General features: G+C 59.1%; 14 protein-coding genes. 5 read left to right on the plus strand and 9 right to left on the minus strand.

Annotated features, from left to right (window positions below; genetic code table 11):
• Nucleotides 1–247: 247 nt before the first annotated feature.
• Nucleotides 248–1654, plus strand: coding sequence for a purine-cytosine permease family protein (locus AC27VU_RS06955; RefSeq protein ID WP_201137379.1), 1407 nt, complete (start codon nucleotides 248–250; stop codon nucleotides 1652–1654).
• On the opposite strand, the gene AC27VU_RS06960 is transcribed toward AC27VU_RS06955, so the two are convergent.
• Entirely contained in the window at nucleotides 1642–1983 is a 342-nt protein-coding gene (locus AC27VU_RS06960) for a hypothetical protein (RefSeq protein ID WP_488723752.1), read from the minus strand. The two genes, AC27VU_RS06955 and AC27VU_RS06960, sit on opposite strands and share 13 nt — an antisense overlap.
• 15 nt (nucleotides 1984–1998) lie before the next feature.
• Here AC27VU_RS06960 and AC27VU_RS06965 point away from each other — a divergent pair, with 15 nt between their 5' ends.
• The gene (locus AC27VU_RS06965; protein WP_003225750.1) at nucleotides 1999–3099 is read left to right on the plus strand and encodes a polyamine ABC transporter substrate-binding protein; all 1101 of its coding nucleotides are present in this window, start codon (nucleotides 1999–2001) and stop codon (nucleotides 3097–3099) included.
• 231 nt (nucleotides 3100–3330) lie between these two features.
• On the opposite strand, the gene AC27VU_RS06970 is transcribed toward AC27VU_RS06965, so the two are convergent.
• The 3 genes from AC27VU_RS06970 to AC27VU_RS06980 all read right to left on the minus strand — a co-directional run bounded on the left by AC27VU_RS06970 (nucleotide 3331) and on the right by AC27VU_RS06980 (nucleotide 7130).
• The gene (locus AC27VU_RS06970; RefSeq protein ID WP_488723753.1) at nucleotides 3331–4302 is read right to left on the minus strand and encodes a TerC family protein; all 972 of its coding nucleotides are present in this window, start codon (nucleotides 4300–4302) and stop codon (nucleotides 3331–3333) included.
• A 187-nt stretch (nucleotides 4303–4489) separates the two neighbouring features.
• On the minus strand, nucleotides 4490–6202 hold the full coding sequence (locus AC27VU_RS06975; RefSeq protein ID WP_488723754.1) for an amidase: 1713 nt from the start codon (nucleotides 6200–6202) through the stop codon (nucleotides 4490–4492).
• Between the two features lie 139 nt (nucleotides 6203–6341).
• Nucleotides 6342–7130, minus strand: a complete 789-nt coding sequence (locus tag AC27VU_RS06980) for an AraC family transcriptional regulator (RefSeq protein ID WP_488723755.1) — start codon at nucleotides 7128–7130, stop codon at nucleotides 6342–6344.
• Nucleotides 7131–7214: 84 nt separating this feature from the next.
• On the opposite strand from AC27VU_RS06980, the gene AC27VU_RS06985 reads away from it, so the two are divergent.
• A complete protein-coding gene (locus AC27VU_RS06985) occupies nucleotides 7215–8213 on the plus strand; it encodes a bile acid:sodium symporter family protein (protein ID WP_103483297.1) in 999 nt (332 codons plus the stop codon).
• Nucleotides 8214–8313: 100 nt separating this feature from the next.
• Here AC27VU_RS06985 and AC27VU_RS06990 read toward each other — a convergent pair whose 3' ends face one another.
• Both AC27VU_RS06990 and AC27VU_RS06995 read right to left on the minus strand, forming a co-directional pair.
• Nucleotides 8314–8508 (minus strand): PLDc N-terminal domain-containing protein, encoded by a 195-nt coding sequence (locus AC27VU_RS06990; protein WP_003225742.1) that lies wholly within the window; start codon nucleotides 8506–8508, stop codon nucleotides 8314–8316.
• A gap of 54 nt (nucleotides 8509–8562) precedes the next feature.
• Nucleotides 8563–9177 carry a LuxR C-terminal-related transcriptional regulator gene (locus tag AC27VU_RS06995; RefSeq protein ID WP_488723756.1) on the minus strand — a complete coding sequence of 205 codons (615 nt, stop codon included), beginning with the start codon at nucleotides 9175–9177 and terminating at the stop codon, nucleotides 8563–8565.
• Nucleotides 9178–9290: 113 nt separating this feature from the next.
• On the opposite strand from AC27VU_RS06995, the gene AC27VU_RS07000 reads away from it, so the two are divergent.
• Complete coding sequence (locus AC27VU_RS07000; RefSeq protein WP_488723757.1) at nucleotides 9291–10916, plus strand: ATP-binding response regulator; 1626 nt, start codon at nucleotides 9291–9293, stop codon at nucleotides 10914–10916.
• Between the two features lie 2 nt (nucleotides 10917–10918).
• On the opposite strand, the gene yecR is transcribed toward AC27VU_RS07000, so the two are convergent.
• On the minus strand, nucleotides 10919–11227 hold the full coding sequence (gene yecR, locus AC27VU_RS07005; protein ID WP_003225737.1) for a YecR family lipoprotein: 309 nt from the start codon (nucleotides 11225–11227) through the stop codon (nucleotides 10919–10921).
• 33 nt (nucleotides 11228–11260) lie between these two features.
• Nucleotides 11261–11575, minus strand: coding sequence for a hypothetical protein (locus AC27VU_RS07010; RefSeq protein WP_003225735.1), 315 nt, complete (start codon nucleotides 11573–11575; stop codon nucleotides 11261–11263).
• 844 nt (nucleotides 11576–12419) lie between these two features.
• On the opposite strand from AC27VU_RS07010, the gene AC27VU_RS07015 reads away from it, so the two are divergent.
• Nucleotides 12420–13370, plus strand: coding sequence for a TIR domain-containing protein (locus AC27VU_RS07015; RefSeq protein ID WP_103486692.1), 951 nt, complete (start codon nucleotides 12420–12422; stop codon nucleotides 13368–13370).
• A gap of 23 nt (nucleotides 13371–13393) precedes the next feature.
• On the opposite strand, the gene AC27VU_RS07020 is transcribed toward AC27VU_RS07015, so the two are convergent.
• Nucleotides 13394–14218, minus strand: a complete 825-nt coding sequence (locus tag AC27VU_RS07020; protein WP_488723758.1) for a hypothetical protein — start codon at nucleotides 14216–14218, stop codon at nucleotides 13394–13396.
• Nucleotides 14219–14285: the final 67 nt, after the last annotated feature.

Here is a 14285-nt window from a genome sequence, read left to right on the forward strand (position 1 = left end):
AAGGGCTTTTAGGCTGAACCGATAAACGTGGTGCTTTCGTCGGAAACTCAGCATTTATTGGGCTTGTGGCTGGCCTGAAGGCCGCAGTATCAGTGAGGATGGCGGATCAGCTAGCGCCGTAAACTACGGATCAGTCTTGTGAAATGTTTGGAATACCATAATATGGTCTGCATCTGAGGGGCGACCCAGAGTCCCCCCGGTTTGGCTTCATACAAAGATAAGAACAGACAAACTCGAGTTCATGCATATGTCCCAGATGTCCCGGCAAGATCCGTTGATCGAGAATCACACGGTCGACTACGTCCCACTCGCGGAACGCCACGGGAAGGCCCGCGACCTTTTCACCTTATGGTTCAGCACCAACATCGCGCCACTGCCCATCGTCACCGGCGCGATGGTGGTTCAGGTGTTCCATCTCGATTTGCTTTGGGGGCTGCTGGCGATTGCGCTGGGGCACCTGATCGGCGGCGTGGTGATCGCCCTGGCGTCGGCGCAAGGCCCGCGCATGGGCATTCCGCAAATGGTCCAGAGTCGTGGCCAGTTCGGGCGTTACGGCGCACTGTTGATCGTGTTTTTTGCGGCGCTGATCTACATCGGTTTCTTCATTTCCAACATCGTGCTTGCCGGGAAATCGATTGTCGGTATTGCGCCATCGGTGCCGGTACCGCTGAGCATTTTGATCGGTGCGCTGGCGGCCACGGCGATTGGTGTGATCGGCTACAACTTCATCCATACACTGAACCGCATCGGCACCTGGGTGATGGGCAGCGCGCTGCTCGCCGGTTTCATTTACATCTTCGCTCACGACTTGCCGGCAGACTTCCTGACGCGCGGCAGTTTCAACCTGTCGGGCTGGCTGGCAACGGTGTCGCTGGGGATCATCTGGCAGATCAGCTTCTCGCCGTACGTTTCCGACTATTCGCGTTATCTGCCAGCGGATATCGGCATCGCCAAACCGTTCTGGGCCACTTATCTGGGGGCGACGCTGGGGACGATTCTGTCGTTCAGCTTTGGCGCCGTGGCAGTACTGGCGACCCCGGAAGGCACCGAGGCGATGGCGGCGGTCAAGCAATCCACCGGGTGGCTGGGGCCGATTCTGATGGTGTTGTTTCTGCTCAATATCATCAGCCACAACGCGCTGAATTTGTACGGCGCGGTGCTGTCGATCATCACCTCGATCCAGACCTTTGCCAGCCAGTGGACGCCGAGCATCAAGGTGCGTGTGCTGTTGTCGAGCGTGGTGTTGGCAGGTTGCTGCGTGGTGGCGCTGGGTGCCTCGACGGATTTCATTTCGCAGTTCATCGGGCTGATTCTGGCGCTGTTGCTGGTGTTGGTGCCGTGGGCGTCGATCAACCTGATCGACTTCTACCTGATCAAGCGCGGCAGCTATGACATCACCTCGATTTTCCGCGCGGACGGCGGCATTTACGGGCGCTTCAATCTGCACGCGATCATTGCCTACTTCATCGGGATCATTGTGCAGCTGCCGTTCGCTAATACCTCGTTGTATGTCGGGCCGTACGCCAATCTGGTGGACGGTGCGGATCTGTCGTGGCTGTTCGGCCTGGTGGTGACAGTGCCGTTGTATTACTGCCTCGCCACACGCGGGCAGACCCGGCAGAGCAGGGCGGCGCGGTTGAGTTATACCGACTGACCGATCATCAGTAAAACTGTGGCGAGGGAGCTTGCTCCCGCTGGACTGCGCAGCAGGCCTGCTTTTCTAAATCGAAGAGCGAGGTCCGCTGCGCGGCCCGGCGGGAGCAAGCTCCCTCGCCACAAATGATGTTTCCTTAGCCCTTGTGCATTCCAGCGGTCATTCAAATTGGCCATTTCGATCCCCTTTTGGCCCATCCCCCACTGTGCCGCGACCCCGCGCTCGGCAAGAATCAAATCACAACAAAACGCTGGACCTTCCTTGCCCTTGGCTACCTTTACAGCCGCTGCCGTGTACAGAACATAAAAACCATCGATCTCACGTCGCATTCTGGGGAAACAACCATGGTCACGATGAAACGCATTCTGGGTGCCACCGTGTGTGGGCTGACGCTGCTGGCCAGCGCGGTACACGCCGAACAGCGCGAGCTGCGGGTCTACAACTGGGCGGATTACATCCTGCCGTCGGTGCCCAAGGATTTCGCCGCGAAGACCGGCATCAAAGTGACCTGGGACACCTTCGACACCAACGAATCGCTGGAGGCCAAGTTGCTCACCGGCAACTCCGGCTACGACCTGGTGGTGCCGTCGAACCAGTTCATTGACACCCAGATCAAGGCCGGCGTGTTCCAGAAACTCGACAAGTCGAAACTGCCGAACTGGAGTCATCAGGATCCGGCGCTGCTCAAACTGCTCGACGCCAATGACCCCGGCAACCAGTACGGCGTGCCCTACATGTACGGCACGGTACTGATCGGTTTCAACCCGGCCAAGGTCAAGGCTGCCCTCGGCGACAACGCGCCGGTGGACAGCTGGGATCTGGTGTTCAAGCCGGAGAACATGGAGAAGCTCAAATCCTGCGGCGTGGCGATGCTCGATTCGCCGTCGGAAATTCTGCCGCTGGCCCTGCATTACCTCGGTCTCGATCCGAACAGCCAGAACCCGGCCGACTATGAAAAGGCCAAGGATCTGATGCTGAAGATTCGTCCGTACGTGACCTACTTCAACTCGGCCAAGTACATGACCGACATCGCCAATGGCGACATCTGCGTGGCCATCGGCTATTCCGGTAGCTTCTACCAGTTCGGTAATCGCGCGAAAGAGGCGGGCAACGGTGTGGTGGTTGACTGGCGCTTGCCGAAGGAAGGCGCGCCGATCTGGTTCGATACTTTCGCGATTCCGAAAAGCGCGAAGAATGTCGAAGAGGCGCATGAATTCCTCAACACCTTGCTCGATCCGAAAGTCATTGCGCCGATCAGCGACTTCCTCGGCTACCCGAACGTGAACAAGGACTCGATGCCGCTGGTGAACAAAGACATCACCGGCAACCCGAACCTGACGCCGACCAGCGAAGCGCTGAAAACCCTGTACGTGGTCCAGCCACTGCCGCAAAAACTCGAACGCGTACGCACGCGGGTGTGGACCAGCATCAAATCCGACAAGTAGCCGCACACCCTCTGGAGGATGTGCCTGCTCGCAAAGGCGCCGGATCAGGCAACATGGATGCTGAATGTGCCGGCCCCTTCGTGAGCAAGCCCACTCCCACCTTTTGATCTCGGCCAGCCCCGGATCCTCCATCCACCGACTATCACCTGTGGGAGCGGGCTTGCTCGCGAAGGCGTCGGGTCAGCCGACACCTTTATTGAATGTCGCTCCGCATTGTGAGGAGGCTCACTCCTACAGGCTTTGTGGCGCGTTTTTACTCATCACCAGACTCAACAACACCGACCCCAGAATCACTCCGCCCACCACCGCCAGTGACCATTCCACCGGCATGTGAAACCAAGGCATCAGCGTCATCTTGCCGCCGATGAACACCAGCACAATCGCCAGTCCGTATTTGAGTAGATGAAAGCGGTCGGCCATGTCTGCCAGCAGGAAGTACAGCGCGCGCAGGCCCATGATTGCGAAGATGTTCGAGGTGAAGACAATGAACGGATCGGTAGTGACCGCGAAGATCGCCGGGATGCTGTCGACCGCGAACATCAGGTCGCTGGCTTCGATCAGCATTAGTACAAGGAACATCGGCGTCGCCCAGCGCACGCCGTTCTGCCGCACGAAAAAGCGTTCGCCATGAAAGCCCTGAGTGATCCGCATGTGCCCGCGTACCCAGCGCAGCAACGGGTTTTTATCGAGGTCCGGTTGCTGCTCGGCGAACATCAGCATCTTGATCCCGGTAAAGATCAGAAATGCGCCGAAGGCATACAGCAGCCACTCGAACTGCGACACCAGCCACACCCCGGCGAAGATCATCGCCGCGCGCATCACGATCGCCCCGAGTACGCCATACAGCAGCACTCTGCGTTGCAATTCCGGCGGCACGGCGAAGTAGCTGAAAATCATCACGAAGACGAACATGTTGTCGATCGACAGCGACTGCTCGATCAAATAACCGGTGAGGAATTCCAGTGTCTTGCGCTGGGCAATCTCGGCGCCGAACTCACCGTGCAGATACCACCAGAGCAAACCGGCGAAGGCCATGGCCAGTGCGCACCAGGCGATCACCCAACAGGACGCTTCCCGCACTGAAACGCGATGTGCCTTGCGTCCGCCGAAGACGAACAGGTCCAGCGCAAGCATGGCGAGGACGAAGACGATAAACGCGCCCCACATCCATGGTTCGCCGATGTTGATGTTGGTGGTTGGCATGGCTGGCTCCCTGGCTTTTATTGAATTAGGGTCAGGCAGGGCCATGCTAGCGGCGAGTTTGGTTGTAAGAAAAATCGCTTATTTCTGATGGATAGTTCGGGAAAAGCGAAGTGTTGTGATCAGGGAGGGGGCAATAGCCGCGACGGGGATTGAGACCTTTTGCGGCCTCAATCCCGTCCGTGTTCGCTTACTTGCCTGCAGTCAGCGCCGGAGTGCGCGGTGGCACCTTGCGCTTCGAGCCAGTCGCCTCAAACGCCGAGGCCAGACGCAACAGGTTCGAGTCATCGTAGGCGCGACCGGCGAAGGTCAGGCCGACCGGCATGCCGATGTCGGCCATGATGCCCATCGGCACGGTGACGGTCGGAACGCCGAGGTGACGGATCGCCAGGTTGCCGTTGGCGACCCAGATGCCGTTGCTCCAGGCGATGTCTGCCGATTCCGGATTGATATCGGCATCCGCCGGGCCAACGTCGGCGTTGGTCGGGAACAGCACCGCGTCGAGTTTCAGCGTATCCATCCAGTCTTCCAGATCGAGCTTGCGGGTCTTTTCCAGGCCGCGCAGGCCGTCCGGCAGGGTCGGGATCTGGTCCCACGGGGTGATGCCGCGTTGGGCCATGCGCACGTATTCGTCCATGCCGGCGGCCAGGTCGCCCTCACGGTTGGGCAGGGTGCCCGGGTCGTGCGGGAAGATCTTCGGTCCGTCGACATCGGCCAGGCGATTGAGCTTCGGATCGCCGTTGGCGCGCAGGAAATCATCAAAGGCCCAGGCCGACAGATCCCACAGTTCGTGGTGCAGGAACTCCTTGGAGACGATGCCGCGATTGAACACGGTCGGTGCGCCCGGACGATCGCCTTCGCAGTTGGAGACCAGTGGGAAGTCTACTTCGATGACTTCGGCGCCGGCCGCTTCCAGCGCGGCGCGGGCCTGTTTCCACAGGTCGATCACCGAAGCGCGGGTGTTGATCCGCTGCCCGGTCGGGCCGCCAATACCCGGCGCTTCGCTGGTCCCGGCTTCAGGATCGGCGTTGATGTAAATCTTCGGCACGCCGAGGCGTTTGCCGGCCAGTGCATTGGACTTCACGGCCAGCTCGGCGTAGGAGGCCGGGCGCACCGAGTCGACGCTCGGGATCGGCACCCACGGCTGCAGGCGCCACAGATCGCCACGGGTGTCAGGGTCTTCAGCGACTACCACGTCGAGCACTTCGAGCAGGTCGGCCATGGTTCGGGCGTACGGCACCACCACGTCCATGGTCGGCGTCAGCGGCCAGTTGCCGCGCACCGAAATCACCCCGCGTGACGGCGTGTAGGCGCACAAACCGTTGTTCGACGCCGGGCCGCGACCACTCGACCAGGTTTCTTCCGCCAGGCCGAACGCCGAAAAACTCGCGGCAGTGGCGGTGCCGGCACCGTTGGACGAGCCGGAAGCAAACGGCGCGGTCAGGTAGGCCGCGTTGTACGGACTTTCGGCACGGCCATAGACGCCACGTTGCATGCCGCCATTGGCCATCGGCGGCATATTGGTCTTGCCCAGGCAGATCGCTCCGGCGGCACGCAGGCGTTCGATGGTGAAGGCGTCGCGATGTGCCACCAGATCGGCGAATGCCGGGCTGCCGGAAGCGGCGGTCAACCCCTTGACCAGATAGCTGTCCTTGGCGGTGTAAGGGATGCCGTCGAGCGGGCCGAGGGTTTCGCCCTTGGCGCGGCGTGCATCGGACGCCTGGGCCTCTGCCAGTGCTTCGGGATTGCGTACGACCACGGCATTCAGTGCAGTGGCGGTGTTCGGGCCGTCATAGGCGTCGATCCGGGCCAGATAGGCCTGCACCAGTTCAACCGCGGTGGTCTGGCCGGCTTCGAGCGCCGCGCGTAATTGAGCAATGGAGACTTCAGTGACTTCGATCATGCTGTTACCGCCGACAGGTTCGCTAAAGGGGTGGGTCATTATGGTTATGGTCGAAACGCATAGAGAATTTCGTATGGACGAAACTCTACCCTGAACTTTGCCGAATGGCATGTGCTAATTCGATAAATATCGACAAAACTCAACGAAAAAATTCTCCCGGCGTCTCGCCAAACTGTTGCCGAAAGGCCGCGATGAACGCCGAGGTCGAGTCATAACCGCAGGCCAGAGCCACGTCGGTGACGCGTTCGCCACGTTCCAGCGGGGTCAGTGCGCCGAGCAATCGCAAGCGCTGACGCCAGGCACGGAAGGTCAGGCCGGTGTCACGTAAAAACAGGCGGCTGAGGGTTTTTTCGGTGACGCCGAATTTTTCGCTCCAATGGTGCAGCGTGGTCTGCTGTTCCGGATGTTGCTCCAGGCTTTGATAGATCTGTCGCAGACGGCTGTCCTGGGGAAGTGGCAGCATCAGGTCGATCTGCGGCGCCTCGGCCAGTTGATCGAGGATCACCTGGGCCAGGCGGCCATGCGCGCCGCGCTCATCGTACTCCACCGGAACCAGACTGAACGCGCGAATCAGCTCGCGCAACAGGTCGCTGACGCCCAACACATGACAACGTTCAAGCGCCCAGCCGGCCACGCTGCAGTCGATGTACAGGCTGCGCATTTCCGTGTGCGGCGAGCTGAACACACGGTGCGGTACGCCCGCCGGAATCCACACAGCGCGCTCCGGTGGGGCAACGAAGCGTCCAGCGCCGGTCTGCACTTCGAGCACGCCCTGAATCGCGTACGACAATTGCACCCACGGGTGACTGTGGCGCCGGGTCAGTGCACGATTGGGCAGCGATTCGGTGCGCCCGTATAGCGGACGCGGCAGGCTGGGCAGTCCGGGAATGCTGCGCCGGAAGCTTTTCTCATGTCCTTTAGGCGGCATCTGTTGGCTCTTCGGCGTTAGTCGGTAATTCCCACTCACGTTAGAGTCGCAATCACGTACTGGCAACCCCCGGATGAGCAAACCATGACCCGCCCAAGATTCCTGCCCGACAACTTCACCCTGACCCTGATCAGCGTCGTGCTGCTGGCCAGTTTCCTGCCGGCCAGCGGGCAGGTCGCGGTGGGGTTTGGCTGGCTGACCAACATTGCCATCGCGCTGCTGTTCTTCCTCCACGGCGCCAAACTGTCGCGTGAATCAATCATCGCCGGTGCCGGCCACTGGCGCCTGCATCTGCTGGTGTTCGGCCTGACCTTTGTGCTGTTCCCGATCCTCGGCCTGGCATTGAAACCGCTGCTGTCTCCGCTGATCGGCGACAAGCTGTACATGGGCATGCTCTACCTCTGCGCGTTGCCCGCCACCGTGCAGTCGGCGATTGCCTTCACCTCTCTGGCCCGGGGCAATATTCCGGCAGCGATCTGCAGTGCGGCGGCCTCGAGCCTGTTCGGGATCTTCCTCACGCCGTTACTGGTCACCCTGCTGTTGAACGTACACGGCGATGGCGGCTCGACCCTCGATGCGATCCTGAAGATCAGCGTGCAACTGCTGCTGCCGTTCATTGCCGGGCAGATCGCTCGGCGCTGGATCGGCGCATGGGTCGGACGCAACAAGAACTGGCTGAAGTTTGTCGATCAGGGTTCGATTCTGCTGGTGGTTTACAGCGCGTTCAGCGAGGCGGTCAACGAAGGCATCTGGCATCAGATTCCGGTGGTCGATCTGCTGGGGTTGGTGGTGGTCTGCTGCATCCTGCTGGCGCTGGTGCTGCTGGCGTCGACCCTGCTGGGCAAGGCGTTCGGCTTCAGTCAGGAGGATCGCATCACCATTCTGTTCTGCGGCTCGAAAAAGAGCCTGGCCACCGGCGTGCCGATGGCGCAGGTGTTGTTTGCCGGCAGCACCATCGGCGTGTTGATTCTGCCGCTGATGCTGTTCCATCAGATTCAGCTGATGGTTTGTGCGGTGCTGGCGCAGCGTTATGCCAAGCGGCCGGAATCGGTGCCGGAGTTGATGGCGCAAGTTGATCCATAAACACTGCTTCCCTGTAGGAGCTGCCGAAGGCTGCGATCTTTTGACTTTCAAGATCAAAAGATCGCAGCCTTCGGCAGCTCCTACAGGGGATTTTGTTGTGTCAATCCTGAGTAACGTGTTTTGGCCCGGCCAGTGCCCAGGCAATCAGGCCAAACAACGGCACGAACACGATGGCGATAATCCACACGCCTTTGTTGCTGCCTTTACCGGCGCTTTTGCGCACCCGGTTGATCGCCCACAATTCAATGAGCACAAGAACGACGGCGAGTACGATCCAGACGGGTTCAATTTGCATGGGCTACCTCCTGATGGTCTTTCAGTTAGGTGAGCCTCGGCGCGCAGGGTTCATTTAAATTGCGCCACTACCTCCCGAATACTTCACCGCCGCGGCTGCCCGCGACGGCACATTGAGTGTGCGCAACAACGACGACACATGGATGCGCACGGTGAACGGCGAGATATCCAGTTCCCGAGCGATTTCCTTGTTGGTCTTGCCTTGGGCGATCAGCCGCAACACATCCTGCTGACGCGGGGTGAGGGCGGTACCGGTCTCCAGCGGCAACAGCCCGGAAGGCGCAAACCTGACCAGCACTTCGCCTTCACGAATCGCCAGAATCGCTTCGCCGATCTCATCCGGGGCGATGTTCTTACCGATGAAACCGTCGATGCCGGCCGCCATCACTTCACCGATCAGCGCCTCGTCGTCGACCATCGACACCACGATCAGCGTGGTGCGCGGCAGTTTTCGGCGCAGGTCGGCGAGTTGGCTGATGCAGGTCAGGCCAGGGAAGCGCAGGTCGAGAATCAACGTGTCCGGCTCGCTGCCGTTGGGCAGCAAGGCCAGCACGGCGTCGAGGTCACCGGCTTCTTCGATAGTCGCTTCGGGCAGCAGGCGCTGCACGGTGCGCAGCATGGCCTCGCGAAACATCGGGTGATCGTCGGCTATGATGATGCGGCATGTCATGGCGTGACCCTCCCTGGATCAGTGTTGTTTATGGCATGCACCATAGCACCGCACGCCAGGGTCGCCTGTCGATTGGTGTTGAATCTGACGACTGTTGCACAAGGACGTTGCCCATGAAGTTCGAGAAAAACACCGAACTCGACCAGGCCAATCTGCGGATCATCATCGCCAGCATTGCCATGGTTTACATCGGCGTGCTCGGTTTGCTGCCGGGTCAGCGCTTCGATACTTATCTGCCGGTAGTGACTTACATCTTCGTGTTTCTGCTGGTGTCGGTCGGCTTGCGCCAGGCCATTGCGCGCTGGCCCGGGCATTACCCGGCGCGGCGGATTTTCGGCATGGTCCATGATTACACCGGCACCTGTTTCGGCCTGGTGCTCGGCGGTGAAGCGGCGTTGCCGCTGTACGCGGTGATCATCTGGGTCAATCTGGGCAACGGCATGCGCTACGGCTCGCGCTATCTGGCGATTGCCACCGGTCTGGCGCTGGTGGCGCTGCTGGCGGTGTATCGCTTGACGCCGGTGTGGCAGGCGCAACCGTTCATGGTGTTGATGTTGATGCTCACCAGCACGGTGATCCCGTTCTACGCGCACTTGCTGCTGGAGCGTACGCGCAAGGCGTCGGAAGAAGCCGTCGCGGCCAATCTGGAGAAGTCGCGGTTTCTCGCCCAGGCCAGTCACGATCTGCGTCAACCGATTCACTCCATCGGTCTGTTTACGGCGTGCCTGCGCGAGTCGCGGCTGGGCGAGCAGGAGCGGCAACTGGTCGACAACATCGACCGTTCGTTGCTCAACGTCTCGCAGTTGTTCCGTTCGATTCTCGACCTTTACACCCTCGACAACGGGCGCATCCTGCCGAGGCTGCAGGTGTTCAATCTCGGCGAGTGGCTGGCCGATCTGATCCGCCAGAACGCCGAGGCCGCGCGCTGGGCCGGCGTGGAGTTGCGTCTGCGCCCGTGCAAACACTGGGTGCAGAGCGATCCGGCGGTGCTCGCGACCCTGGTGCAAAACGTGCTCTCCAACTGCTTCAAGTACGGCGCGCAACGCCCGGTGCTGATCGGCGTGCGCAAACGCGGCGGCGGGCTGGCCATCGTGATTTATGACCGCGGCAACGGCATTGCCGAGGAGCACCTGCCGAGGGTCTTCGAGGAGTTTTATCGGGTGCGTCAGGTGCGCGACAAAGACGTGGAAGGCGTCGGCCTCGGGCTGTCGATCGTCAAGCGTCTGGGGCAGTTGATTGGCGTCGATGTCGCGTTGCGCTCGCAGCTTGGGCGCGGCACGGCGGTCACGCTGTACGGCTTGCCGCTGGCCATGGCACCCCAGTTGCCAGTCAATCGTGACGATGTGCGGCAGGCCGGCCTGTTGACCGGGTTGAAGGTGTGTCTGGTGGAAGATGACCGCAACGTGCTGCTGGCGACGTCCGCGCTGCTGGAGCGCTGGGGCTGCGTGGTGCAGGGCGAGTTGAGCGGACAGGGTCTGGTCACCGATTGCGACATCATCGTCGCCGATTACGATCTGGGAACGCATTCCACGGGTATCGAGTGCATTGACGCTGTGCGGCGCCAGCGTGGTTTTGCGGTGCCGGCGATGATCATCACCGGGCATGACATCGAGAAAATACAGGCGGCCTTGCACGACCGCCAAATTGCCATCCTGTCCAAACCGGTACGCCCGGCCGAGCTGCGCGCGACCTTGCGAACCCTGCGCGACCGGCAAACCGAGCCGGTTGCGCAGGTCTGATTTCAACGCTTGCAGAGGTAGTCCTGAGTGATGGTGGTTTGCAGGCAGTTGAACTGGCCCATGGTGCGGCAGATATTTTTCTCCGAACCGGTCACCTCGGCGTTCTTGTAGCCCCAGGTCTTGCAGCGCTCCATCGCGACAGTCAGGCCTTGCGCGGCGTTGGTCTGGCCGCTTTCAAACTGGCCCAATTCGTAGGAGACCTGGACGACACCGTCGTTCTTGCTGCCGCCGGTGGCTTCCCATTGTTTGGGCGTGGCGCAGCCGCTCAGGGCGAGGGCGGTGAGGGTGAGAGTTGCGATCAGGGTTTTCATGATGGAACGTAGTCCTTTACCGGGGATGAGGGATTACTGGAACGGAATCGGCGAGGCGCCTTTCGGCAGGCACGACAGTGGCGGGCTCATGATGCCCATGCTCGCCACGGCGACAATCGCGCCGCTGGGCAACTCGCAGTTGTATTCGCCGGCCGGGGTGTAGGCGGTGTAGTAGGTGAGGGTACTGTCGCTGCGGATGTTGTCGATTTTCGACACCGGTTTACCGATGACGGTCTGGGCGCGCTCTTTCATGCTGGCTTCGGTCGGCTTGGCGGTCTGGCAGCCGCTGGCGCCAAGCAGCAGAGCGCTGACGATGGCCACTCTGCAGAGGTTGGAATGCAGTTTCATGGTGTTTCTTCCTTGGTGTTGTTCTGATTTCCAGGCACAACGATCCCGCGCACTGCACAGCGGCAATGTTGGGGAGCATCGGGGGTTGCGAGGGAATATAACGCCGGGTGGCGGGGCGGTCGATTAGCACAAATGTGCTAGTGCGACCCGAGGCGATAGTCGTTTAGCTTCCTTGCAGGCCAGTGCAAAAAAGGAAATCAGTCTAAAAACACCGAGGCGGATCTTGTGGCTTTTGCTAGGCTCAAGGATGTAGGCGAAGACGCAGACTGATGCGCAAGCGGATAGCAAGGGGACGTGGGGCGCGTTCCGAAGGGTACACGGTTAGAAAGATCTCCGCGCTGAGATCCAGCCCTTATGCCGTGTGAGGCAGCAGAGCACCGCTCTTTTTCCATGGTTGCTTTTGTACTGTGAGAGGCCCGATAAACCTTGTAAGCCAGAGACCAGCACTGGCCGCCTACTCGAACACCAAAGCCCGCATTGCTGCGGGCTTTGTCGTTGTTGCAGGATCAGATTTTCGTCAGTGCGTGCGCCAGATCGGCGCGCAGGTCTTCGAGATCCACCGAAAAACGCACAATGCCATCGCCGATATCCAGTTTTGCCGGGGTTCAATTGGGATCAGGCAAAACGGCCGGAGCTGTTGTCAGTGACGGAACCGATGGCGAAGTTGATCCCCGACGCTTTTATGCCTCGCTGAAAGGGATCTCGCCGTAGCGACGGAATGCGAAATCATTAAGACGCCGCGAGTGATGCGTTGAATGAGAGTTTATAGACTGTTGCTCGGACATTATCCTGCTCTCACGATTCTGGCTGCCGGTGACACTCATACTAAAAGGAATCTGTTCGAATGCTGAAAGAGGAAAAAAAGGACGCGATTTTTATTTCCTATGCGTGGGGTGGGTCGCTGCAGCAAAAGGAATGGTTACGCCAGCGCATTATCGAGCCTCTTGATTGGAAATATCGAGTGTTCTGGGATCGGGACAGTATTGGATTCGGTGAATCGATCGACAACGTCATTGCACGTGCGCTAGAGCAACGGCCGATCAATGTGTTTTGTATTTGTGACAGCGACTATCTGGTCGCAGCGCAGCGGGTCAACTCTGGCTTGCATCGAGAACTGCAGATGCTGACGCAAATCGCTGATCACGTTGGCGTCAGGATCATTCCATTGATTTTCGACGCCGATAGCTCAGCGGACTTGCCAGAGCCGCTGGCAGGCAGGGCTTACCTGAATGTTCATCCGTTACATGAGCGCGGTTTGGACTTGAGCTCTTTATTACTCGGTGTAGCTGACGGAGCGACGCAGGCACAAGTGAGCACCAATATTGCGGAAAGGCTCAAGGCATATGATCTGCGCCAGCGGGCCAACGCTTATTTCAGGCGTCAGAACATGGAGTTATGGGGGACTGCACGTACTCATGAAGTGCGGGTGTTTCAAACTGGGCAGCAACCGCGATTGTTACTCCCGGCTCAGTGGATGTGGGATAGCGACGAGTGGGGGGGCATGCTGGGTGACGATAATCCGACGTATTGCCCTTCAAAAGGACGCTGGCATTGGGATTACTTTAGTCCGTCGCGAGGCATGTGTGCGCTGGGAACCGCGACCATGTCGGCGTTTTTTCCGGATCGTGAAAGCTCGGGCGACCAAGCAATGCTGACTTCGGCTGGTGCGATTCTGGCCAGAAGCGTATTCGCCATGACTTATAAGACTGAGTCGTTCAATCTCGCACCTGCCGAACTGATCAATATCCTTCTCAACGACGCCGAAGGCTACGCAGCGCTAGAACATCTGGTGTAATCGAATACATAGCCGGCCGCCCGCTATTTTCCGGAAAGAGTGTCCTGTTGGGGGGCTGGTCGCTGAGGGGCAGACAATGTCGATTGCGTGCTCGCTGTCTCGGGCGGCGAGGGTGTATTTGGAGACACCAATGGATAGATCGCAAAAGCGAGTCCAAAAATACCGATAAAAAATCCGCCTGTCGTGTAGTACTTCTGTTGCTTTCGTTCTTTGTCGTTTACGGCGAGCAGTTCACGTATTTGGTTGGCTAACGGTTCCATGGACTGTGCAGGGGTCGTCAACTGCTCTCGCAGGCGCTCAAGGTGGATTCTTATTTCCTTGGGCATTCCCTCGAAAGGCTCCGTCTCTTTCATCTGTGCGATATAGCTTTCTACCAAATCTCTGTGTGCACTCAACTCGGTGTTTCTTCCTGTCAGTATTTCCCTGAGCAGTCGTTGCAGAATCCAATAGATGCGCTCGTTCCTGACCTGGCGAGAAGCGGCAATTTGCAGGATTTGCGGCCATGAAGGCTGGCTGTTTTTGATGGCCAGAATCAAGTCTTCGTTGAAATCCTTCTCCCATTTTGATTTGAAATAGTCTTCAAGTGCAGACGTCAGAACCCAGGCAAGAAACATGAATGCACAAATGATTACGACGAAACTTATAGCGATTGCTATCCAGGTTTGCATGAACACTCCATTTTCATTGCGCAGATATAAAGTAAATAGACTTGGGATTTCGAGCCGGATCTGTGAATAGCGCGACGTGCCTGGGGCATATTCCGCCGACCAGTGATTCTGCCCGGAGGCAAGGCTAAGTGCCACTATTTCCGCATGGTGGCCTGCAATGCTTGGTTCAAAGTGCAACATTGAATGGTTGCAAGGAGAGGTTTGTTCGTACTGTGAGAGGCCCGATAAACCTTGTAAGCCAGAGACC

Source organism: Pseudomonas sp. 14P5.3.2 (genome assembly GCF_057799175.1).